This window comes from Streptomyces sp. NPDC005962 (genome assembly GCF_040629205.1).
Classification (GTDB): domain Bacteria; phylum Actinomycetota; class Actinomycetes; order Streptomycetales; family Streptomycetaceae; genus Streptomyces.
In genome coordinates this window covers 142,115-163,704 of the sequence record NZ_JBEXVE010000006.1, presented here as the reverse complement: position 1 = coordinate 163,704, position 21,590 = coordinate 142,115, and the positions used below count along the sequence as shown (strand labels likewise).

The window sequence follows — 21,590 nt, the reverse complement described above, 5'->3', positions numbered from 1 at the left end:
GCGAACGCCACCGGCTGCTGGTGCAGCGCATAGAGCGGCGCGTCCGACGCGTCCCGCCCCGACAGGGAGCGCGGGAGTCGGCGGACGCGCGGGCCGCTCATGCGCACATCTCCCACCAGCATTGGGGTGCTCACTCATGCACGATCACTCTCGCCGCGCCGTGCTCGGCGCGGGAATCGCCGTCGCGGGCAGCGGTCTGCTCGGCGCCTGCAGTCCCTCCGGCGACGAATACGGAATGGACAACTCCGGACTGGGAGGGAACGCGGGACCGGCCGCGGCGACCCCGTCGGAGTACATCTCCCCCTACGGCCCGGAGGTCCGGGAGCGCGAAGACCAGCGGGGGCCGGGCCCGGTCCGGCGGCTCCAGCTCACCGCCACCGCCACCACGCTGGACCTCGGTGCCCGCAAGGTGAAGTCCTGGGCGTACGAGGACCAGGTGCCCGGTCAGGCGCTCCGGGTCACCGCGGGCGAGACCCTCGCCCTCACCCTCGTCAACCAGCTGCCGCAGCCCACCTCGCTGCACTGGCACGGCATCCGGCTGCGCAACGACATGGACGGCGTCCCCGGCATCACCCAGCCGCCGATCAAGACCGGCACGGCCCACGATTACCACTTCACTGCGATCAACCCGGGCACGTACTGGGTCCACCCGCACAGCGGCGTCCAGCTCGACCGGGGGCTGTACGCGCCGCTGATCGTCGAGGACCCCAAGGAGCCGCTGAAGTACGACAAGGAGTGGATCGTCGTCCTCGACGACTGGCTCGACGGGGTGGGCGGCAGAACCCCGGACAAGATGCTGCGGCAGCTGAACGGCGGGCGGCCCATGGCCCACGGGATGGACCACGGGGCGGCGGGCGCTCCGGCGGGCGGGGCGGCAGGCGGTCCGGCGAGCGGAGCGGCGGGCATGGTGGCGGGGGCCGCGAGCGGTACGCCGCTGATGCTCCGGCACGGCGCCAAGCCGTCCCCCTCTCCTACCCCTACCCCCACCCGCACCGCACCGCCCCGCCTGCTAGGCGGCGCCACGAGCGGGCTGCTGGGCGGCGATGCGGGCAACATCGCGTACCCGTACTACCTCATCAACGGGCGCACCCCCGACTCCCCGCAGGTCTTCCGGGCCAAGCGCGGCGACCGCATCCGCATCCGCATCATCAACGCGGGCGGCGACACCGCCTTCCGGGTGGCGCTCGGCGGCCACAAGATGACCGTCACCCACACCGACGGCTATCCCGTGAAGCACCGGACCACCGACGCGCTGCTGCTGGGCATGGGCGAGCGGTACGACGTGCTGGTGACCGCGGAGAGCGGGGTGTTCCCGCTCGCCGCCCTCGCCGAGGGCAAGAAGCGGTCCACGCTGGCCGTGCTCCACACCAGCGGCAAGGGGGCGAAGAAGTTCAAGCGCCCCAAGGAGCTGGACGGCAAGCTGGTCTGGGCGGCGCAGCTCAAGGCCGCCGAATCGGTTCGGCTGGAGTCGCGCCCGCCGGACCGCACGATCCGGATGCGGCTCACGGGCTCGATGCGGAAGTTCGACTGGGCGATCAACGACAGGCCGTACGATCCGTCGCAGCGCTATCCGGTGCGGGCGGGCGAGCGGGTGCGGCTGACGTTCATCAACGGCACCGACATGTGGCATCCGGTGCATCTCCACGGCCACACCTATCAGCTGCCGGACGGCGGGCCGCGCAAGGACACCACGATCCTGCTGCCACACCGGAAGGTGAGCGTCGACTTCGACGCGGACAACCCGGGGCTGTGGATGGTCCACTGCCACAACGTCTACCACTCGGAGTCAGGGATGATGACCATCCTCGGTTACCAGAAGTAACCGCAGCCGGGCCCGGGTCCGGGGCCGGGTCCGGACCGGGCGGGGAGACCTCCGCCACGCCCCGGTTATCGCGTCAGACAGACGATTACACTGGGCGCCGTGCCTCAACTTCGCCTCGCTCTGAACCAGATCGACTCGACCGTCGGCGACCTCGCCGGAAACGCCGAGTCGATAGTCCACTGGACCCGGCACTCCGCCGAGCAGGGCGCCCATCTGGTGGCGTTCCCCGAGATGGCGCTGACCGGGTACCCCGTCGAGGACCTCGCGCTGCGCTCCTCCTTCGTCGAGGCGTCGCGCGCCGCGCTGCGCGCGCTGGCCGAGCGGCTGGACGCCGAGGGCTTCGGCGAGCTTCCGGTGGTCGTCGGCTACCTCGACCGCAGCGAGCGGGCCCGGCGCTACGGCCAGCCCGCGGGTTCCCCGCAGAACGCCGCCGCCGTGCTGCACCGCGGGTCCGTCGTCCTCACCTTCGCCAAGCACCATCTGCCGAACTACGGCGTCTTCGACGAGTTCCGCTACTTCGTCCCCGGCGACACCATGCCCGTCGTCCGCGTCCACGGGGTCGATGTCGCGCTCGCCATCTGCGAGGACCTGTGGCAGGACGGCGGCCGGGTGCCCGCCGCCCACTCTGCCGGAGCCGGACTGCTGCTCTCGATCAACGCCTCGCCGTACGAGCGCGAGAAGGACGACACCCGGCTGGACCTGGTCCGCAAGCGCGCCCAGGAGGCGGGCTGCACCACCGCGTACCTGGCGATGATCGGCGGCCAGGACGAGCTGGTCTTCGACGGCGACTCGATCATCGTCGACCGCGACGGCGAAGTGGTCGCGCGCGCTCCGCAGTTCGCCGAGGGGTGCGTCGTGGTCGACCTCGACCTGCCCGCCGCCGACCCGGACGCGGTCCCGGAGGGCGTCGTGGACGACGGGCTGCGCATCGACCACCGCACCCTGACCGCCGACCCCCTCCCGGCCTACGACCCGGAGCCGGGCCTCGCGGGCGGCGAGGCGGAGCGGCTCGGCGACGACGAGGAGATCTACACCGCGCTGGTGGTCGGGCTGCGGGCCTATGTCGCGAAGAACGGCTTCCGCAGTGTGCTGATCGGGCTCTCCGGCGGCATCGACTCCGCGATCGTCGCGGCGATCGCCTGCGACGCGGTCGGCGCGCAGAACGTCTACGGCGTGGCCATGCCGTCCCGCTACTCCTCCGAGCACTCGATCGCCGACGCGGCCGAGCTGGCGCAGCGCACCGGGCTCAACTTCCGCACCGTCCCGATCGCCCCGATGTTCGACGCGTACATGGGATCGCTGCACCTCACCGGGCTCGCCGAGGAGAACCTCCAGTCGCGGTTGCGCGGCACGATGCTGATGGCGCTCTCCAACCAGGAGGGCCACATCGTCCTCGCCCCCGGCAACAAGTCCGAGCTGGCGTGCGGCTACTCGACGCTCTACGGGGACTCCGTGGGCGCGTACGGCCCCATCAAGGACGTCTACAAGACGTCCATCTTCCGGCTCGCGAAGTGGCGCAACCACGCCGCGGGCGAACGGGGCCAGACCCCGCCCATCCCCGAGAACTCCATCACCAAGCCGCCGAGCGCGGAGCTGCGGCCGGGCCAGGTCGACACCGACTCCCTCCCCGACTACGACGTACTCGACCGCATCCTGGAGCTGTACGTGGACCGGGACCAGGGGCGGCAGGAGATCGTCGCGGCGGGCTACGACGATGAGCTGGTGACGCGGATTCTGCGGCTGGTCGACACGGCGGAGTACAAGCGCCGCCAGTACCCGCCGGGCACGAAGATCTCCGCCAAGGGCTTCGGCAAGGACCGCCGCCTCCCCATCACCAACCGCTGGCGCGAACACCCCTGACCCGGGGGCGTTCCCCCACCCCGCCCCTCCCCGACCCGGGGCTCCCGCCCCGGGCCCAGGCCCGGCAGGGGTGCGGAGCACAGCCTCAGCGGGGCCAGGGGCGCAACCCCAGCACGGGTCAGGAGCACAGCCCCAACGGGGGGCAGTCGCAGCCCCAGGCGGGCACAGCACGACGCGCCCCCGCCAACCCGGCGGGGGCGCGTCCGCGCATGGAGCGGAAGGTCAGTGCACCTCGGACAGCGTGGGCACCGAATCGCTGCCCGCGACGACCCGGGACTTCTCCGGCGCCCCGCGGTCCAGCACCCCCGCGGTCACCGCTATCGCCAGGCCGACCGCCGCGAGCGCCGCGCCGACCAGGGTCGGGGAGGTCCAGCCCCAGCCCGCCGAGATGGCGGCGCCGCCGACCCAGGCCCCGCCCGCGTTGGCGAGGTTGAACGCGGAGTGGTTGGAGGCGGAGGCGATGGTCGGGGCGTGCTTCGCCTTGTTCATGACGAGCATCTGCAGCGGGGTGGTGGTCATGAAGCCCACCGCGCCCAGCAGCACGACCGAGACCAGCGCCGCCCACTTGATGTGCACGGTGAAGTCGAACACCACGAGCATCACGGCCAGCGCCGCCAGCGACCCGTACAGCGTCGGCCGCAGCGCGCGGTCGGTGAGCGGCCCCGCGACCAGCGCGCCCAGGGTCATGCCGATACCGAAGAGGGCGAGCACGATGGTGACGGAGGACTCGGCGAAGCCGGTGACCTCAGTCATCATCGAGGCCAGGTAGCTGTAGACGGCGAAGACACCGGCGAACCCGAAGACCGCGGTGAGCAGCCCGAGCAGCACCTGACGGTTGCCGAGGGCGCGCAGCTCGCGGCCGAGGCCGCCGTGCTGCTCCTGCGGCACCTGCGGGACGAGCCGGGCGAGCGAGGCCATGGCCACCAGGCCGATGACGGTGACGACCAGGAAGGTGGCGCGCCAGCCCAGACCCTGGCCGAGCGCCGTGCCCACCGGCACGCCGACGATGTTGGCGATCGTCAGCCCCAGGAACATGGTGGCGACCGCGCGGGCCTGCCTCTCCTCGCCCACCAGCCGGGACGCGACCACCGCGCCGACGCCGAAGAACGCGCCGTGCGGCAGCCCGGCGAGCACCCGCCCGGCGAGCAGCAGCCCGAAGGAGGGCGCGAGCGCGGAGGCGAGGTTGCCGATCGTGAAGAGCCCCATCAGCAGGACGAGCATCCGTTTGCGCGGGATGCGCGCACCGAGGGCGGTGAGCAGCGGGGCGCCGATGACGACGCCGATGGCGTAGGCGGAGACAAGGTAGCCAGCGGTCGGCACCGAGGTGCCCAGATCGTCGGCGACGTTGGGCAGCAGGCCCATCATCACGAATTCTGTGGTGCCGATACCGAAGGCAGAGATCGCGAGAGCGAGCAGTGCCAGGGGCATGAGAGACCTTTCACAAGCGGGACGAGGAGGAGATCGTGCGTATGTTCGCTACCGGAACAAAGTGTCTCACGCACTTTATTTCCGGAGCACCATCCTCAAGGTGAACAGCTTGTTAGATCTTCGATTGGCAGGCTCAGAACGTGACCGACGCCGCGACCGGAAGGTGATCACTGCCGGTCTGCGACATAGTCCAGGCCGAGACCGGGTTCACCCCGCGCACCAGAATCTGGTCGATACGGGCCATCGGGAACGAGGCGGGCCAGCTGAAGCCGAAGCCGTCGCCCGTCGCGCCCTGCGCTGAGCGCATCTGCGAGGTGACCGACGCCAGCGAACGGTCGTTCATCGTGCCGTTCAGGTCGCCGAGCAGGACCACCTTGTCCAGCGGCTCGTCGTGGATGGCCTCGCCCAGCGCGTCGGCGCTCGCGTCGCGCTGCCCGGCGGTGAAGCCCGCGTTGAACTTCACCCGCACCGACGGGAGGTGGGCGACGTAGACGGCGACCTCACCGCCCGGCGCGGTGACCGTGGTGCGCAGCGCCCGGGTCCAGCCCAGCTTGATGTCCACCGGCTTGGTCCCCGACAGCGGGTACTTGCTCCACACCCCGACCGTGCCCTGCACGGCGTGGTAGCGGTAGGAGCCCGCGAGCGCCTTCGTATACGTCGGCACGGCCTTGTCGGTCAGCTCCTCCAGCGCCACCACCTGCGCGCCCGAGGCGGCCACGTCCTTCGCGGTGGCGACCGGTTCGGCGTTGTCGGCGTTGACGTTGTGGGTGACGACGGTCAGGTCGCCGTGGCCGCCGGACTTGTCGGCGAACATCAGCCCGCCGAAGAGATTCAGCCAGACGGTGACCGGCAGCACCAGCGCCACCAGCGCGATCGCCGACCGCCGCACCAGACCGAGCACCAGCAGCACCGGGAGAAACACGCCCAGCCACGGCAGGAACGTTTCCAGCAGGCTGCCCAGGTTGCCGACGCGGTTGGGGATGTCGGCGTGGAAGACCATGATCAGCGTGAGCAGGACCGCGAACGCCGCGAGCACCAGACCGCGCCGCCAGATTCCGCGGCTGTCCCGGAGCCGATCGCGCAGGCGGCCGAACGGGGAACCGGCCGGCTGGGGTGCGCCCCCGGGCTGTCCCGTCTCCTGCGTGTACGCCTGCACCATGCGCTGTCCGTCCCTCACTTGCCGCTGCCCGCCTACGGATCAAGACCCTAGGCGATGACCAGGGCATTCCCGACGCCCCCACCAGGCGTCCCTGCCCCGTGGACGCCCAAGCGGTAGGCCCGGGTTCCGCATCCCGCGACAACGGGGGCGGTTGTGACGCAACAGGCACAAAGACGTCGGCGCGCGCTGTCCGTCCTACGCTCGCATACGCCGTCTCAGCCGCGCGCCGAGACCCCCTCCAGAACGGTGTCCACGATCCGCTCGGCCAGCCCCTCCGGCAGCTCCCGCCACTCGTGCAGGATCGCACGCGAGAGCATCGGCCCGGTGAACAGGTCGGCCAGCAGCTCGGGATCGGTGTCCGTCCGGATCTCACCGTTCGCGACGCCCCGCCGCAGCACCGACCGCAGCAGCTCCCGGCGGACCTCGATGACGCTCTCGTCGTAAGCCCGCCACAGCTCCCGGTGGGCGTGCATCTGGGCCAGGATGCCGCGCATCACCACGGAGTTGCGCTTGGCCAGCCCGCGCCGCCGCATGAACTCCAGGATGGTGACGAGGTCGTCGCGCACCGAGACCCCGGCCGGTTCGGGTCCCGGCTCCTCCAGCGACCGCAGGACGTCCAGCATCAGCGCGTCCTTGCCCGACCAGCGGCGGTAGACGGTGGCCTTGCCCACACCCGCCGCGCGCGCGATCCCCTCGATGGACAGCGCGCCGACGGTTACGCCCTCCTCCAGCAGCCGCAGCGCGGCCTCGATGATCGCCGCGTCGGTGGCGGCGCTGCGCGGCCGCCCGCGCGCCGGGAGCCCCGCCGAGCCGCGCGCCGGGAGCCCGGCCGGGCCACGCCCGGGGAGCCCCGCCGGACCGGACGCGGCGTCGGCCCGGGCTTCGGCTCGCGGCGCGGTCATCGGTCGGCCTCCACACCGCCTCGCGGGCCGGTCATCGGTCGGCTCCCGCCCCGGCCTTCTCCCGCCGCTGCCCGCTGCCGGGGCCGCCGCCGTCCGCGCCCTTGCCGGGCAGGAAGGCCGCCACGACCAGCGCGCCGAAGAGGGCCACCCCGGACGAGCCGAGCGCGGTGAGGTGCATGGCGTGGATGAAGGAGTCGTGCGCGGGGCCGAGCAGCACATGCCCCGCGGGCCCCAGGCGGTCGGCGAGGCCGAGGGTGGCCTCGACGGACTCGCCCGCCGAGTGCCGTACGGAGGGAGACAGCCCGGGGACGGCGGCGAGGGTGCTCTGAATGCCGTCGCGGTACGTGGCGGAGAGCACCGAGCCGAGGACGGCGACCCCGAGCGCGCCGCCGACCTGCCGGAAGGTGTTGTTCAGGGCCGAGCCGGAACCGGCCTTCTCCCGGGGCAGCGCCTGCATGATCGCGGTGGTGACCGGCGGCATGATGTGCGCCATCCCCGCGCCCTGGAAGAAGAACAGCACCTCCAGCACCCACAGCGGCGAGTCGATGTCCAGCAGCAAGAACCCGGCCATGGTGGCGGCCACCATCAGCATCCCGGCCGTGCACACGGCGCGGGCACCGAACCGCTCGACGACCAGCCGGGCGCGCGGCGCGAACAGCAGCTGCGCGACGGCCAGCGGCAGGAGCAGCAGCCCGGAATCCAGGGCGCTGTAGCCGCGCACGCTCTGGATGTAGAAGACCATGAAGAAGGTCACGCCCATGAGCGCGAAGAAGACCAGCGCGACGGCGGCGATGGCGGCCGAGAAGGCGGGGTTGCGGAAGTAGTCGACATCGATGGCCGGATGGCTGCTGCGCTTCTCGTGCCAGACGAACAGGCCCAGGACGAGGAGTCCGGCGCCGATCGTGGACAGCACCTGGGCGTCGGCGAAGTCGGCGAGCTGGCCGCCCTTGATGATGCCGTACACCAGCAGCACCAGGCCGACCACGGACAGCAGCACGCCCAGCGGGTCCAGCCGGCCGGGCGCCGGGTCCCGGGAGTCGGGGACGAGGAGCACCATCGCGACGATCCCGGCGATCACGACGGGCACGTTGACGAAGAAGACCGAGCCCCACCAGAAGTGCTCCAGCAGCAGACCGCCGGTGATCGGCCCGATGGCGATGGCGAGGCCGACCGCGGCGACCCAGATGCCGATGGCCTTCGCCTGCTCCTCGCGCTCGAAGACGTTCACCAGGATGGCCAGGGTGGCGGGCATCACGAAGGCCGCGCCCAGGCCCATCAGCGCCCGGAAGCCGATCAGCTCGCCGGGCGAACCGGAGAAGGCGGCGAGCACCGAGCCGATGCCGAACACGGTCATGCCGCCGAGCAGTATCTTCTTGCGCCCGAGCCGGTCGCCGAGGAGCCCGGCGGTGAACAGCAGCCCCGCGAAGACCAGCGTGTAGGCGTTGATGGCCCACTCCAGCTGGCTCTGGGTGGCGCCGAGTCCGGTGGGCTTCGGGGTGGCGATCGTCTTCATCGCCACGTTGAGTATCGAGTTGTCCAGGACGACGACCAGGACGCTGATCATGAGGACGACCAGGATCGCCCACCGTCTTCGGTGAATCGCCTCCGCGGAGGGTGCTGCTGCCATGCGGCCCAGGCTAGAACCGTTTCGATACGGTCCCGTCTCGTATGGGGAAGACTTTGCGAGTCTTTGTCCATCGAATGTCCGTCCATACGCAATGTCCCCACTTTCGGAGCGTCGGGAGCCGTGCCAGCATGGGAGTGGTCCGGGGACGCCGTCAGGGCGCCTCGAGATGACGAACAGGAGCCGTCGTAATGACGCACGTCAGCCCTGCCCAGAAGCCGGAAAAGTCAGAAAAGCAGCAGTCGAAGGCGCTCTACGGCGGGACGAGCTCCCGCCGTATCACCGTCCGTGACATCGCCGCCGCCAAGGAGCGCGGCGAGAAGTGGCCCATGCTCACCGCCTATGACGCGATGACCGCGTCCGTCTTCGACGAGGCGGGCATCCCCGTCATGCTCGTCGGCGACTCGATGGGCAACTGTCATCTGGGCTACGAGTCCACCGTGCCCGTCACGATGGACGAGATCGCCCTGCTGTCCGCCGCCGTCGTACGCGGCACCAAGCGCGCCCTCGTCGTGGGCGACCTGCCCTTCGGCTCGTACCAGGAAGGCGCGGTCCAGGCGCTGCGCAACGCCACCCGGCTGGTCAAGGAGGCCGGAGTGGGCGCGGTCAAGCTGGAGGGCGGCGAGCGCTCCGCCCACCAGATCGAGCTGCTCGTCCGGTCCGGCATCCCGGTCATGGCGCACATCGGACTCACCCCGCAGTCCGTCAACGCCTACGGCGGCTACCCGGTGCAGGGCCGCGGCGAGGAAGCCGCGCAGCAACTGCTGCGCGACGCCAAGGCCGTGCAGGACGCGGGCGCCTTCGCCGTCGTCCTGGAGCTGGTCCCGGCCGAGCTGGCCGCCGAGGTCACCCGCTCGCTGCAGATCGCGACGATCGGCATCGGCGCGGGCGTGGAGTGCGACGCCCAGGTGCTGGTGTGGACGGACATGGCGGGCCTGACCGGCGGCCGGGTGCCGCGCTTCGTCAAGCAGTACGCCCGGATGCGGGAGACGCTGGGCGACGCGGCGCGGGCCTTCGCCGAGGACGTCGTCGGCGGGGCGTACCCGGCCGAGGAGCACTCGTTCCACTAGGGCACCGACCCACCGCACAGAGCCATCGCGGTACATCGACAGCCCGCCGACCGTCCCCCGTCGGCGGGCTGTCTGCCGCTTGTCGGTGATCTGTCGGCAGCGGCTGCGACTCTTACAGCATGACGCGACAGGAACACAAGATCAGGGACGGCAACGCCGTCGAAGTTCGGGGGCTGGTCAAGCACTTCGGCGACACCAGGGCCGTCGACGGAGTGGATCTGGACGTGCCGGAAGGCACCGTCCTCGGTGTGCTCGGCCCCAACGGAGCCGGGAAGACCACCCTCGTCCGCTGTCTGTCCACCCTGCTGATGCCGGACGCCGGTACCGCCGTCGTGGCGGGGTACGACGTGGTGCGGCAGCCCCGGCAGCTGCGCCGCAGGATCGGTCTGACCGGGCAGTACGCCTCGGTCGACGAGAAGCTGTCCGGCTGGGAGAACCTGTACATGATCGGGCGGCTGCTCGATCTGTCCCGCAAGGACGCCCGGGCACGCGCGGACGCCATGCTGGAGCGGTTCTCGCTGACGGACGCCGCGAAGCGGGCCGCGTCCACCTACTCCGGCGGTATGCGCCGCCGGCTGGACCTGGCCGCCTCCATGATCGGCCGCCCCTCGGTGCTCTATCTGGACGAGCCGACGACCGGTCTTGACCCGCGCACCCGCAACGAGGTGTGGGAGGAGGTCAAGCGCATGGTCGCCGAGGGTGCCACGGTGCTGCTGACCACCCAGTACATGGAGGAGGCCGAGCAGCTGGCGAACGACCTCACGGTCATCGACCGCGGCAAGATCATCGCCGAGGGCCGGGTGAACGAGCTGAAGGCCAAGGTCGGCGGGCGCACCCTGCAGATACGCCCCTCCGACCCCGGTGAGCTGAACCGCATGGTCGGCGCCATCGCGCAGGCCGGGCTCGACGGTGTCGGCGGCGCGACCGCCGACGTGGAGGAGGGCCTGGTCAACGTGCCGATCGTCAGCGACGAGCAGCTGACCGCGGTGATCGGGCTGCTCGGTGAACGCAACTTCGCGATCGCCGGGATCGACACCCATCTGCCCAGCCTGGACGAGGTGTTCCTGGCCATCACCGGCCAGAAGGCCTCGGCGCCCGAGGAAAGCAAGAACGACAAGGCCCTTGAGGAGGTCGCGGTATGAGCGCGGCAACGGTGACCGCTTCCCCCACGAACCTGCCCGACGAGGGCCGGATCGGGCTGCGCGCCAATCTCCGGCACATCGGCGCGCTGGTGCGCCGTAACGTCCTGCAGATCAAGCGGGACCCGGAGTCGATGTTCGACGCGCTGCTGATGCCGATCGTCTTCTCGCTGCTGTTCACCTATGTCTTCGGTGGCGCGGTGTCGGGCGGCGACCGCGGCGAGTACGTCAACTACCTCATCCCCGGGATGATGGCGATGGGCGGCCTCAACATCGCCATGTCGGTCGGCTCGGGCGTCAACGACGACTTCCGGAAGGGGGTGATGGACCGCTTCCGCACGATGCCGATCGCCCGCTCCTCGGTGCTGATCGCCAAGCTGATCGTGGAGACCGGGCGGATGCTGGTGTCCACCCTCATCCTGCTGGCCATGGGCTTCATCATGGGCTTCGAGCTGGAGACCGGCCCGGTCGAGCTGCTGGCCGCGGTGCTGCTGGCGCTGGCCTTCGGGTCCTCGCTGACCTGGGTCTTCATGCTGCTGGGGCTGTCCCTGAAGACGCCGCAGGCGGTGCAGGGCATGGGCTTCCTGGTGATCATGCCGCTGCAGTTCGGCTCGTCGATCTTCGCGCCGACCAACACCATGCCGGGCTGGCTGCAGTCGTTCACCGAGTACAACCCGCTCTCCCAGCTCGCCGACGCCGCGCGGTCGCTGACCAGCGGCCACGGCCCGCTCGCCCATCCGGTGACCGTCGCCCTGGGCTGGACGCTGGTCATCACGGCCGTCACGGCGCCGCTGGCGGTGCGGAAGTTCCGTACCAAGACCTGAGGTTCACCCAGTGGCCCGGACGAGGGCGGCGGCCTCCTGCACGGTGAGGCCGCCGCCCTCCGCGTACGCCCGCTCGTAGGCCGTGTCCTCCAGCCAGGCCCGCGCCGCCGCCTCGCCCGCCTCCCGGTCCTCCCGCTCGCTGACGGGAACCCGCTGGATGCCGGGCCGCACCGCGTCGTACGCGCCGAACAGCCGCGCCGCGAGCGCGGCCCGCTCCGCGCCGCCGAGGGCGGCCAGCGCCCGCGCGGCGGTCATCAGCTGGATCACCGGCACCTGCGGGGCGACCACCTGGGACATGAAGTCACCGGTCTTCGACAGCGCCTCCCTGATCCGGGCGAGCGCCTCCCCGGGCTGTCCCTCGATCAGGTCCAGCCAGGCCAGCATCCCCTCGACCAGGCCCTGGAACAGATCGAGCGCCCGGCTGGCGAACTCCTCGTGCAGCACCGCCAGATGCTCCCGGGCCTCGGCCACCCGGCCCGTGACGCCGCACCGGTGGGCCAGGTGCATCCGGACGTACGACCCGGCCTCGGCGCCCGCCGCCTGCGGCGGCTCCGCCAGCAGCGCGCGCAGGAACCGCTCGCCCTCCGCCGCCTCCGTCTCGTCCCCGTGCTCGACGTGCAGCCCCGCCAGCCGGGCCCGCAGCAGCGAGACCTGGGCATGCGCGTCCAGCTCCTCGGCGTAGCGGATCGCCGCCCGGTAGTCGTCGGCCGCGGCCCGGCCGTCACCGATCAGCTCCAGGGTCTCGCCGCGCCCGGACAGCGCCTCGGCCACGCCCCAGGCGTCACCGAGCTCGATGAACAGCTTCAGGCTCTCGTCGGCGTCCCGGCGCGCCTGCTCCCCGGGATCGCCGCCGCCGCGCTGGGTCATCACCTTGGCCCGCATCTGGAGGGTGAAGGCCAGCTCCCAGGTGTAGCCCAGCTTCCGGCTGGTGCGCACCGACTCGTCCACGACCTCCCGCAGCAGGTCGAGATCGCCCGTCAGCAGCACCGCGAAGAACCACATGACGCCGGGGACCCGGCAGCTCTGCGGCAGCCCCGGGCGGTAGGCCTCGACGATGCCCCGCATCTCCTGCCGGGACTCCTCGTCGTCCATGGCCTTCATGTTGCCTTCGAGGTTGGCCAGCGCGAACAGCCGCACCCCGCGCCGCGCCTCCTGAAGCACTTCGGGCTCCATCGGCGGCGGGGCGGCCGTGCAGCTCGTGTACAGCGGGGGCGCCGGGGCGACGGGCGACTCGAACGGATTGGGGCCCAGCCGCGCCGCGGCCGTCGACCAGTGGCGTCCGTCGCCGCGGTGGCCACGCAGGTTCCAGAACCAGCCGAGCGACAGCACCAGGCACAGCGCCTCCTGCTCGTCGCGCGCCGCGATGGCCCGGCGCAGCGCGGTGCGCAGGTTCTCGTGCTCGGCCTCCAGCCGGAGCAGCCAGACGCGCTGTTCACGGCCGCGCAGGTGCGGGTCGGCGGTACGGGCCAGCTCCCGGTAGGCGACCAGGTGCCGCCGTTCGACCACGGCCCGCTCCCCCGCCTCGTCCAGCCGCTCGGCCGCGTACTCGGCGACGGTCTCCAGCAGCCGGTAGCGCATCCCGGCGTCCGCGCCGTCCGTCCCGGGCGCGGCGACGACGAGCGACTTGTCGACCAGGGAACCGAGCAGCGCGGCGACGTCCCGGGGGTCGACCGGCCCCTGGTCCTCCGGGTCGCCGCAGACCGCCTCGGCCGCCGCCAGGTCGCAGCCGCCCGCGAAGACCGAGAGGCGGGCGAGGACGGTGCGCTCCCGGGCGTCGAGGAGGTCCCAGGACCAGTCGACGACGGCGCGCAGCGTCTGCTGGCGGGGCAGCACGGTGCGGCTGCCGCTGGTCAGCAGGCGGAAGCGGTCGTCCAGGCGGTCGGCGAGCTGCCGGGGGGTGAGCAGCCGCAGCCGGGCGGCGGCCAGTTCGACGGCCAGCGGCAGGCCGTCGAGGCGGCGGCAGATCTCGGCGCACGCCGCCGGGTCGTCGTCGGTGCGGAAGCCGGGGCGGGCCGCCGCGCCGCGCTCCTGGAGCAGCCGGAGCGCCACCGGGTCCGGCAGCGGCTCGACCGGGCGCACCAGCTCGCCGGGGACGGCGAGCGGTTCGCGGCTGGTGGCCAGGACGGTGACGCCGGGGCAGCGGGCCAGCAGGGAGTCGGCGAGCCGGGCCGCGGCCTCGACCAGGTGCTCGCAGTTGTCGAGCACGATCAGCATCCGGCGCGGTTCGCAGTGCTCCACGAGCCGGGTGAGCGGATCGTGGGCGGTCGGGTCGGTCGCGGCGCGCAGCCCCTCGGCGGCGCTGCCGCGGATGACGGTCTCCCGCGCCCCGAGCGCGGTCAGCACGGTCTCGGGCACGGTCTCCGGGTCGTCCACGGGGGCGAGTTCGGCCAGCCACACCCCGTCCGGCCAGGCGCCGGCGACCGACTCGGCGGCCTCCTGGGACAGCCGGGTCTTCCCGGCGCCGCCGGGCCCGAGGAGGGTCACGAGGCGGTGCGCGGCCAGATCGGTGCGCAGCACCGCCAGATCGGACTCCCGGCCGACGAAGCTGGTGAGCCGGGCGCGCAGATTGCCGCCGCGGACCGGGCGTTCCCGCCGCGGCGGCTGTGGCGTCTTCGGCGGCTGTTCCGGCTCCAGCAGCTCCGCGTGCAGGGCGCGCAGCTCGGCGCCCGGGTCCGCGCCCAGCCGGTCGGCGATCTCCGCCCGGATCGTCTCGTACGCGGCGAGCGCCTCGGCGGGGCGGCCGCTGTCCCGCAGGGCGCGGATGCGCAGCGCGTGCAGCGGCTCGTCCAGGGGGTGGGCGTCGCACAGCTCGGCGAGCGCGGGCAGGGTCCGGGCGGCGTCGCCGAGAGCGAGCCCGGCGGCGATCCGGCCGCGCCGGGCGTCCAGCCGCTGGGCCTCGGCGCGGGCGGCCGCCGCCATCCCGTCGGGGAGGTCGGTGAGCGCCGGGCCGCGCCACAGGGCGAGGGCGTCGTCGTAGCGGGCGGCGGCCTGTGCCGGGTCACCGTCGGCGAGGGCGCGGGCGCCCTCCCCCGCGAGCCGTTCGAAGCGGTGGAGATCGACGTCGTCGGGCTCGGCGCACAGCCGGTAGCCGCCGGGGGCCGACGCGATGGCCGCCTTCCCGACGGCCCGCCGCAGCCGCCCGACGAGGGCCTGCAGCGCGCCGTTCTCGTCGGCGGGCGGGTCGGTGTCCCAGACCTCGGCGATGAGCGCGCCGTTCGTCCGCAGCCGCCCCGGCGTCAGGGCGAGCGCGGTCAGCAGGGCGCGCAGCCGTGCGCCGCCGAGGTCGACGGGGGTACCGTCGTCGTGGTGGGCCTGGGTGGTGCCGAGGATGGCGTAGCGCACGGCCCCATTGTTGTCGACGGGCACGGCCCAGCGCTCACCCGCTCCCGTCCGCCTGGAACTCCAGGGCCCCTGTCCGACGTTTTCCGGACGTCGAGCGGGGCACCGTACGACGCACCTTGCCCGGTACCGGACGGAGACACCTCGCGCATGACCACCGCCATCAGCCGCCGTGAGCGGCGGATCAGTCCTGTTTTTCTCGGCCTGGTCGCGATCATGGCCGTGTCCGGGTGGGCGGTGTGGACGGACTACTCGGCCAGCCCCGGGTTCGCCGTGTTCCTGTTCGTGGTCTCCGGGTGGGTCGTCTCGCTCTGTCTGCACGAGTACGCGCACGCCCGTACCGCGCTGCACGGCGGTGATCTGTCGATCGGGGCGAAGGGCTATCTGACCCTCAACCCGCTGAAGTACACGCATGTGGCGCTGAGCATCGTGCTGCCCCTGATCTTCGTGATCATGGGCGGGATCGGGCTGCCGGGCGGGGCGGTCTTCATCGAGCGGCACCGCATCCGGGGCCGCTGGCGGCACAGCCTGATCTCGGCCGCCGGGCCGCTGACGAACGTGCTGTTCGCCGCCGCGCTCACCGCCCCGTTCTGGCTCGGCGGCGCGGACCAGGTGCCGGTGCTCTTCCGCTTCGCGCTGGCGTTCCTGGCGCTGCTCCAGGTCACCGCCGCGATCCTGAACTCCCTGCCGGTTCCGGGGCTGGACGGCTACGGGGTGATCGAGCCGTGGCTGTCCCACGGCATCCGGCGGCAGGTCGAGCCGTACGCGCCGTTCGGGCTGCTCGCGGTCTTCGGCATCCTGTGGATACCCGAGGTCAACCAGGCCTTCTTCGGCGCGGTCGACGCGATCATGCGGGGGCTCGGGGTGACCCCGTTCGAGACCTACTTCGGCCAGGAATACTTCCGCTTCTGGCAGGGCGCGCCGCAGTTCCCCGGGCTCAGCTCGTAGCGCCCGGGGCGCCCGCCGCCTCGCGCTCGGCGTCCCGCTCGGCCTTGGCCCGGCGGATGTAGTACCAGGTCATGTTGGACGAGATCCCGGCGAGCAGGACCCAGACGACGCCGAGCCAGCTGCCCCGCGCGAACGAGACGACGGCCGCGGCGACGGTCAGGGCGCAGACGAGGAGGGCGTAGACGGCGAGGCGGGGCATGGGGGTGGCTCCTGTGGGGTCCTGTCGGGAGTGACGCCCCCGGCAGCCCGCCGGGGGTGAACGCTTCCGACATTGTCGCCCATGCCCCACCGAGACGTACGGGTCGCCCTCGGACGTCCGGCTCGGACGTCCGGCTCAGACGTCCGTGACGCGCAGGCCCGCGTGGGCCTTGTAGCGGCGGTTGACCGAGATCAGGTTGGCCACCAGGGACTCCACCTGGTGGGCGTTGCGCAACCGGCCCGCGAAGACGCCCCGCATGCCGGGGATGCGGGCGGCCAGGGCCTGCACCAGATCGGTGTCCGCGCGCACCTCGCCCAGCACCATGACGTCCGTGTCGATCTCCGCGATCTCCGGGTCCTGGAGCAGCACGGCCGACAGATGGTGGAAGGCGGCGGTGACCCGGGAGTCCGGGAGCAGGGCCGCGGCCTGTTCGGCGGCGCTGCCCTCCTCGGGCTTCAGCGCGTAGGCGCCCTTCTTGTCGAAGCCCAGCGGGTTGACGCAGTCGATGACGAGCTTGCCGCTCAGCTCCTCCCGCAGCGACTCCAGCGTCTTGCCGTGGCCCTCCCACGGGACCGCGACGATCACGATGTCGCTGCGCCGCGAGCACTCGGCGTTGTCCGCGCCCTCGATGCCCAGCTCCGCGCCGCCCAGTTCCTCGGCCGCGGTCTGCGCACGCTCGGCCGCGCGCGAGCCGATGATCACCTTCTGACCGGCCCGGGCCAGCCGGTAGGCCAGGCCACGGCCCTGGTCGCCGGTGCCGCCGAGCACGCCGACGACGAGGCCGGAGACGTCCGGGAGGTCCCACGGGTCCTTGGCGGGAGCCTTCTTGGCGGGGGCTTCGTTCGCGGCGGTCGTACCGTCAGGAGTAGTCATGACAGCGATAGTGTCACGCCCACGTCAGGCCTTCACGCTCCCCTCCGTCAGCCCTGTTCGCCAGTACCGCTGGAGGACGCCCATCAGCACCATCAGCGGCAGCACGGACAGGAAGGCGCCCCCGACCGTGTACTGGTACAGCTCAGGCTGCCGGTCCGCGTACCCGGTCCAGGAGGTCAGGCCGAGCTGGATCGGATACAGGTCGGAGTCGGAGAGCATGACCAGCGGCAGGAAGAAGTTGTTCCAGATGTGCACGAACTGGAACAGGAAGACGGTGACCAGCGCCGGGGTCATCAGCCGCAGCCCCACCCCGAAGAAGATCCGCGCCTCGCCCGCCCCGTCGATCCGCGCCGCCTCCATCAGCGAGTCGGGGACGGCCGCCGCCGCGTAGATCCGGCAGAGGTAGACGCCGAACGGGCTGACCACGCTGGGGATGAGGACGGCCCAGTAGGTGTTGGCCAGGCCGATGCGGCTGAAGAGGAGATAGAGCGGGAGGGCGAGCGCGGTGCCGGGGATGAGGACCCCGGCCAGGATGACGTTGAAGATCCCCTCCCGCCCGGGGAAGCGGAACTTGGCGAGTGCGTACCCGGCGGCGGCCGACAGCACGGTGGCGGCGAGGGCGCCGACGCCCGCGTACATCAGGCTGTTGGCGAACCAGCGTGCGTAGATGCCGTCGTCGTACGTCAGCACCTGGCGCAGCCGCCCGAAGAGATCCGGGTCGTGGAACCAGAAGCCGAAGGTGCCGAAGAGATCGCTGCTGGACTTGGTCGAGGAGATGACGAGCCAGTAGACGGGCGTGAGGAAGTAGACGGCGGCGACGGCGAGCAGCGAGACGGTGATGACGCGATACCGCAGCGGGGACCGGGCGGCGGCGCCCGGCTGGTTCGGGGGGCTCACCGGTCCTCCCCGCCGTTCCCGCGCTGCCCCACCAGCCGCAGGAAGCCGAAGGACAGCACGCAGGCGACGAGCGCGAGCAGTACCGCCTCGGCCGCGGCGATGTGCTGGTTGTTGCTGGTGAACGCCTCGTTGTAGGCGGCCAGGTTGGGGGTGTAGCCGGAGTCGATCGAGTTGGTGAGCGGTTTGAGCACCTTGGGCTCGGCGAACAGCTGGAGGGTGCCGATGAGGCTGAAGACCGTGGTGAGGACGAGCGCGGGCCGGATCAGGGGGAGCTTGATGTGCAGGGCGATCTGCCAGGCACTCGCGCCGTCGATCCTCGCGGCCTCGTACAGCTCCCCCGGTACGGCCTTGAGCTGGGCTATCAGCACCAGCATGTTGTAGCCGGTGAACTGCCAGGTGACGATGTTGGCGATGGACCACAGCACGGTGGAGCGGCCGAGGAAGTCGACGTCCCAGCCCGCCGAGTGCGCCATCTCCACCAGCGGGCTGATCCCCGGTACGTAGAGGAAGCCCCACAGGATCGAGGCGATCACCCCGGGCACCCCGTACGGCAGGAAGAAGGCGGTACGGAAGAAGCCGACCCAGCGCGCCGACGCCGCCTCCAGCAGCAGCGCGAGCCCGGTGGCGAAGGCGATCATCACCGGGATCTGGACCGCGCCGAAGAGCAGCACCCGGCCGAATCCGGCGGTGAAGTGGCCGTCCTGGAGGGCGTGGGTGTAGTTGGACAGGCCCGCCCAGACGTCCCTGGTCTCCCCGCCGAGGCCGAGCGGCCCGGTGCGCTCGATCTTCAGCAGGCTCTCGTAGAGCGCGAAGCCGATGGGGGCGATGAAGCAGAGGAGGAATAACGCGAGGAACGGCACCAGGAAACCGGCCGCCGCCCGCGCGCCGCGCGCCTCGGCCCGCGTAAGACGGCGTACCCGGCCCGACGCCCCGTCCGGCGCCCGGCCCGGCGCTTGACCCGGCGCCCGGCTCGTCACTCCGCCCGTCATCCGGCCTCCGCCTTGAGGCCCTTTTCCTTGAGGTCGCTGATCGTGTCCCGCTGCACCTTCTTCAGCACGGACCGGAAGGACGACCCGTCGCCGATGGCCGCCGTGAAGGCGTCGCCGAGCCGCTGGTAGAGGGTGTCGGTCGCCGGGCCCCACTTCCAGCTGGTGTCCACGCCCTTGCTCGCGGTCTCGAACACCTTGCTGTACGCCTGGCCGCCGAAGAAGTCCTTGTGGACGTCCAGATCGGAGGTGGCGTAACCGCCCTTGGCGCCGGGGGTGCCGTAGCCGTTCTCGATCAGCAGCTTGATGGACGCGGGGTCGGTGTTGAGCCAGACCGCGAAGTCCAGCGCGTCCTTCGGATACCTGGACTTGGCGAAGACGGCGGTCGTGGAGCCGCCCCAGTTGGCGTACGCCGCCTCCCCCCGCTTCCACTGCGGCATGGGCACGACCCGCCACTTCCCCGCGGTCTTGGGGGCGTTGCCGACCAGCAGCGCGTCGCCCCAGCTGGCGCCGAGCCAGGAGGCCATCGCACCGGTCTGGACGTCCTTGTACCAGGCGTTCTGCCGGTCCGGGATGGTCTTGATCAGCTTCTGCCCGACCAGCGCGTCCCAGTAGTCGGCGACCTGACGGGTCGGCTCGTCGTCGATCGAGACGGTCCAGGTGTCGCCCTCGGCGCCGAACCAGCGGGCTCCGGCCTGCCAGGCGAGGCCCGCGAAGCGGTTGCCGTTGGTCGCCGAGAACGTCTCGATCCAGGCGCCCTTCTTACGGATCGCCCTGGCCGCCGCCTCGTACTCGTCCCAGGTGGCGGGCGGCTCGATTCCCCACTTGTCGAACAGGTCCTGACGGAGGAACAGCCCCATCGGCCCGGACGCCTGCGGTACGGCGTACACGCCCTTGCCGAACACCGACTGCTGCCACTGCCAGCCGACGAACTTGTCCTTGTACCGGTCGATCCCGTACTTCGTCAGGTCGAGCAGCCCGTTGTCGATCAGGAAGCTGGGCACCACCGGGTACTCGATCTGGCCGAGGTCCGGCGGGGTGCCCGCCTTGATCGCGGCGTGCATCTTCGCGTACTGGGCTCCGTCGACCGCCGACACCTTCTCGACCTTGACCCGGACCTCGGGGTTCTCGCTGTTCCACAGGTCCACCGGCTTGTCGATGCCCGGCACCCAGGACCAGAAGGTCAGGGTGATCTTCTGCCCCTTCTTACGGCCCTTGGGCTCGTCGCTCCCGTCGTCGTCCCCGCCGCATCCGGCGAGGGCGAACCCGGCCGCCGCGGCCGCCGCACCGCCGAGGACGGCGCGCCGTCGCGGTTCCCTCATGCCTGACATGCCCATACCAGCTCCTCCACCGGAACACGCCGGAATGTGATGGTCGAGTAGGCGCTGAAGTCGCCGGTCTCGTAGAGCAGTCCGACCGTGCCCTGATCGATCCTGACCAGGTCGGAGTAGGCGGCAGGCAGCCCGTCCACGGTGTGCACCGCCTGCCAGGTGGCCCCGCCGTCGCGGCTCGCCCGCACCGTCATCAGGGCCCGGAAGCCGGGCGCGGCGGGGCCGGAGTACAGCAGGAGATCCGGGTCGTCCAGGTGCAGAACGCACCCCTCGACGACGGGCGTCACCAGCCCGGCCTGCGGCCGGAAGGGGGTGGCCAGGGTCGCGCCGCCGTCGTAGGAGTAGGCGTCGGCGCGGGTGCCGGGTGCGGTCGCGTCGTTACGGGTGTTGAAGTAGACCCGGCCGTCGGGGAGTTCGGCGGCGGTCGTCTCGTTGACGTTGATGTAGCCGTCCGGGCTGTCGTCCACGTACCCGATCCGCCAGGTCTCGCCGCCGTCGTCGCTCAGCAGGTCGTGCCCGCCGTTGTACCGGCCCTCGGTGCCCAGGTCGCCGGGAACCGTCGGGGGGAGCGAGTGGTTGGCCGGTACGACGATCCGGCCCGCGTGGTCGCCGTGGCGTAACCGCAGCGCATGGCCCGGGGTGGTGGCGTACCAGCGCCACTCGGGCCGTTTCGCCTGCTCGGTGATCTCGCAGGCCGCGCTCCAGCTCGCGCCGTCGTCGTCGCTGTACGTCAGCCACACCCGCCGCCCGTCCGCCGCGGACACCTCGCCGCGGCGAATCCGGTCCTCGGTCGCGGAGGCGGCGCTGCGCACGTGCACCAGGACGATCCGGCCCGCGTGCGGGCCGTCCTCCAGCACAACGGGCGCGGGATTCCCCGCCGTTCCGTTCCCGTTGCGGGCGACGACCTGCGACGCGCCCCAGGTCCGGCCCCCGTCGGCGGACCGCTTCAGCACCAGGTCGATGTCCCCGTGATCGGCGGACGACCCCACCCGCCCCTCGGCGAAGGCCAGCAGCGTCCCGGCGGGCGTCACCACCACCGCCGGAATCCGGTAGCTCGCGTATCCCCCGGTCCCGGCCCTGAACGGGACGGAGACCTCGTACGGGCGTGCCATGCGGACCCTCCCGATGCGCCGTTGCAATCGATCGAGTGCTCAGCTGGAAAAATGGGACGTAGGACGTCCCTTGTGTC

The 21,590-nt window shown here is 71.7% G+C and carries 17 protein-coding genes; 6 read left to right on the top strand and 11 right to left on the bottom strand.

The window, feature by feature from the left end:
- Nucleotides 1-136 precede the first annotated feature (136 nt).
- Both ABZ370_RS12800 and ABZ370_RS12795 read left to right on the top strand, forming a co-directional pair.
- Entirely contained in the window at nucleotides 137-1,822 is a 1,686-nt protein-coding gene (locus ABZ370_RS12800; protein ID WP_358619583.1) for a multicopper oxidase family protein, read from the top strand.
- 99 nt (nucleotides 1,823-1,921) lie between these two features.
- Nucleotides 1,922-3,682 carry an NAD+ synthase gene (locus tag ABZ370_RS12795; RefSeq protein WP_358619581.1) on the top strand — a complete coding sequence of 587 codons (1,761 nt, stop codon included), beginning with the start codon at nucleotides 1,922-1,924 and terminating at the stop codon, nucleotides 3,680-3,682.
- 222 nt (nucleotides 3,683-3,904) lie between these two features.
- On the opposite strand, the gene ABZ370_RS12790 is transcribed toward ABZ370_RS12795, so the two are convergent.
- From ABZ370_RS12790 to ABZ370_RS12775, 4 genes are all read right to left on the bottom strand, one after another.
- Nucleotides 3,905-5,110 (bottom strand): MFS transporter, encoded by a 1,206-nt coding sequence (locus ABZ370_RS12790; RefSeq protein WP_358619579.1) that lies wholly within the window; start codon nucleotides 5,108-5,110, stop codon nucleotides 3,905-3,907.
- A 133-nt stretch (nucleotides 5,111-5,243) separates the two neighbouring features.
- Nucleotides 5,244-6,269 carry an endonuclease/exonuclease/phosphatase family protein gene (locus ABZ370_RS12785; RefSeq protein WP_358619578.1) on the bottom strand — a complete coding sequence of 342 codons (1,026 nt, stop codon included), beginning with the start codon at nucleotides 6,267-6,269 and terminating at the stop codon, nucleotides 5,244-5,246.
- Nucleotides 6,270-6,484: 215 nt separating this feature from the next.
- The gene (locus tag ABZ370_RS12780; protein WP_358619576.1) at nucleotides 6,485-7,171 is read right to left on the bottom strand and encodes a TetR/AcrR family transcriptional regulator; all 687 of its coding nucleotides are present in this window, start codon (nucleotides 7,169-7,171) and stop codon (nucleotides 6,485-6,487) included.
- A gap of 31 nt (nucleotides 7,172-7,202) precedes the next feature.
- Nucleotides 7,203-8,798, bottom strand: a complete 1,596-nt coding sequence (locus tag ABZ370_RS12775) for an MFS transporter (protein ID WP_358619574.1) — start codon at nucleotides 8,796-8,798, stop codon at nucleotides 7,203-7,205.
- Nucleotides 8,799-8,986: 188 nt separating this feature from the next.
- Between ABZ370_RS12775 and panB the strand changes: the two genes are divergently transcribed.
- The 3 genes from panB (at nucleotide 8,987) to ABZ370_RS12760 (ending at nucleotide 11,828) form a co-directional block, all read left to right on the top strand.
- On the top strand, nucleotides 8,987-9,865 hold the full coding sequence (gene panB, locus ABZ370_RS12770) for a 3-methyl-2-oxobutanoate hydroxymethyltransferase (protein ID WP_358619572.1): 879 nt from the start codon (nucleotides 8,987-8,989) through the stop codon (nucleotides 9,863-9,865).
- A 119-nt stretch (nucleotides 9,866-9,984) separates the two neighbouring features.
- Nucleotides 9,985-11,007 (top strand): ATP-binding cassette domain-containing protein, encoded by a 1,023-nt coding sequence (locus tag ABZ370_RS12765; RefSeq protein ID WP_358619570.1) that lies wholly within the window; start codon nucleotides 9,985-9,987, stop codon nucleotides 11,005-11,007.
- The gene (locus tag ABZ370_RS12760) at nucleotides 11,004-11,828 is read left to right on the top strand and encodes an ABC transporter permease (RefSeq protein ID WP_358619569.1); all 825 of its coding nucleotides are present in this window, start codon (nucleotides 11,004-11,006) and stop codon (nucleotides 11,826-11,828) included. The genes ABZ370_RS12765 and ABZ370_RS12760 overlap by 4 nt, the downstream gene beginning before the upstream one ends.
- A gap of 3 nt (nucleotides 11,829-11,831) precedes the next feature.
- On the opposite strand, the gene ABZ370_RS12755 is transcribed toward ABZ370_RS12760, so the two are convergent.
- Nucleotides 11,832-15,170, bottom strand: a complete 3,339-nt coding sequence (locus ABZ370_RS12755) for a BTAD domain-containing putative transcriptional regulator (RefSeq protein WP_358619567.1) — start codon at nucleotides 15,168-15,170, stop codon at nucleotides 11,832-11,834.
- A gap of 147 nt (nucleotides 15,171-15,317) precedes the next feature.
- Here ABZ370_RS12755 and ABZ370_RS12750 point away from each other — a divergent pair, with 147 nt between their 5' ends.
- The gene (locus tag ABZ370_RS12750; RefSeq protein ID WP_358619565.1) at nucleotides 15,318-16,115 is read left to right on the top strand and encodes a site-2 protease family protein; all 798 of its coding nucleotides are present in this window, start codon (nucleotides 15,318-15,320) and stop codon (nucleotides 16,113-16,115) included.
- On the opposite strand, the gene ABZ370_RS12745 is transcribed toward ABZ370_RS12750, so the two are convergent.
- The 6 genes from ABZ370_RS12745 to ABZ370_RS12720 all read right to left on the bottom strand — a co-directional run bounded on the left by ABZ370_RS12745 (nucleotide 16,105) and on the right by ABZ370_RS12720 (nucleotide 21,513).
- A complete protein-coding gene (locus ABZ370_RS12745; protein ID WP_358619564.1) occupies nucleotides 16,105-16,314 on the bottom strand; it encodes a hypothetical protein in 210 nt (69 codons plus the stop codon). The genes ABZ370_RS12750 and ABZ370_RS12745 overlap by 11 nt on opposite strands.
- 135 nt (nucleotides 16,315-16,449) lie before the next feature.
- Nucleotides 16,450-17,187 (bottom strand): NADPH-dependent F420 reductase, encoded by a 738-nt coding sequence (gene npdG / locus ABZ370_RS12740; protein WP_358619562.1) that lies wholly within the window; start codon nucleotides 17,185-17,187, stop codon nucleotides 16,450-16,452.
- Between the two features lie 24 nt (nucleotides 17,188-17,211).
- Nucleotides 17,212-18,084, bottom strand: a complete 873-nt coding sequence (locus tag ABZ370_RS12735) for a carbohydrate ABC transporter permease (protein WP_358619560.1) — start codon at nucleotides 18,082-18,084, stop codon at nucleotides 17,212-17,214.
- On the bottom strand, nucleotides 18,081-19,073 hold the full coding sequence (locus ABZ370_RS12730) for a sugar ABC transporter permease (RefSeq protein WP_358619559.1): 993 nt from the start codon (nucleotides 19,071-19,073) through the stop codon (nucleotides 18,081-18,083). Before ABZ370_RS12730 ends, ABZ370_RS12735 begins: the two co-directional genes overlap by 4 nt.
- A complete protein-coding gene (locus ABZ370_RS12725) occupies nucleotides 19,070-20,407 on the bottom strand; it encodes an extracellular solute-binding protein (protein WP_358619557.1) in 1,338 nt (445 codons plus the stop codon). Before ABZ370_RS12725 ends, ABZ370_RS12730 begins: the two co-directional genes overlap by 4 nt.
- On the bottom strand, nucleotides 20,389-21,513 hold the full coding sequence (locus ABZ370_RS12720) for a sialidase family protein (RefSeq protein ID WP_358619555.1): 1,125 nt from the start codon (nucleotides 21,511-21,513) through the stop codon (nucleotides 20,389-20,391). The genes ABZ370_RS12725 and ABZ370_RS12720 overlap by 19 nt, the downstream gene beginning before the upstream one ends.
- Between the last annotated feature and the right edge of the window lie 77 nt (nucleotides 21,514-21,590).

Coding starts and splice junctions, on each gene's coding strand:
- ABZ370_RS12750 (WP_358619565.1), top strand. CDS start 15,318: ATGACCACCGCCATCAGCCGCCGTGAGCGGCGGATCAGTCCTGTTTTT.
- panB (WP_358619572.1), top strand. CDS start 8,987: ATGACGCACGTCAGCCCTGCCCAGAAGCCGGAAAAGTCAGAAAAGCAG.
- ABZ370_RS12780 (WP_358619576.1), bottom strand. CDS start 7,171: ATGACCGCGCCGCGAGCCGAAGCCCGGGCCGACGCCGCGTCCGGTCCG.
- ABZ370_RS12785 (WP_358619578.1), bottom strand. CDS start 6,269: ATGGTGCAGGCGTACACGCAGGAGACGGGACAGCCCGGGGGCGCACCC.
- ABZ370_RS12745 (WP_358619564.1), bottom strand. CDS start 16,314: ATGCCCCGCCTCGCCGTCTACGCCCTCCTCGTCTGCGCCCTGACCGTC.
- ABZ370_RS12730 (WP_358619559.1), bottom strand. CDS start 19,073: ATGACGGGCGGAGTGACGAGCCGGGCGCCGGGTCAAGCGCCGGGCCGG.
- npdG (WP_358619562.1), bottom strand. CDS start 17,187: ATGACTACTCCTGACGGTACGACCGCCGCGAACGAAGCCCCCGCCAAG.
- ABZ370_RS12725 (WP_358619557.1), bottom strand. CDS start 20,407: ATGGGCATGTCAGGCATGAGGGAACCGCGACGGCGCGCCGTCCTCGGC.
- ABZ370_RS12800 (WP_358619583.1), top strand. CDS start 137: ATGCACGATCACTCTCGCCGCGCCGTGCTCGGCGCGGGAATCGCCGTC.
- ABZ370_RS12720 (WP_358619555.1), bottom strand. CDS start 21,513: ATGGCACGCCCGTACGAGGTCTCCGTCCCGTTCAGGGCCGGGACCGGG.
- ABZ370_RS12765 (WP_358619570.1), top strand. CDS start 9,985: ATGACGCGACAGGAACACAAGATCAGGGACGGCAACGCCGTCGAAGTT.
- ABZ370_RS12790 (WP_358619579.1), bottom strand. CDS start 5,110: ATGCCCCTGGCACTGCTCGCTCTCGCGATCTCTGCCTTCGGTATCGGC.
- ABZ370_RS12775 (WP_358619574.1), bottom strand. CDS start 8,798: ATGGCAGCAGCACCCTCCGCGGAGGCGATTCACCGAAGACGGTGGGCG.
- ABZ370_RS12760 (WP_358619569.1), top strand. CDS start 11,004: ATGAGCGCGGCAACGGTGACCGCTTCCCCCACGAACCTGCCCGACGAG.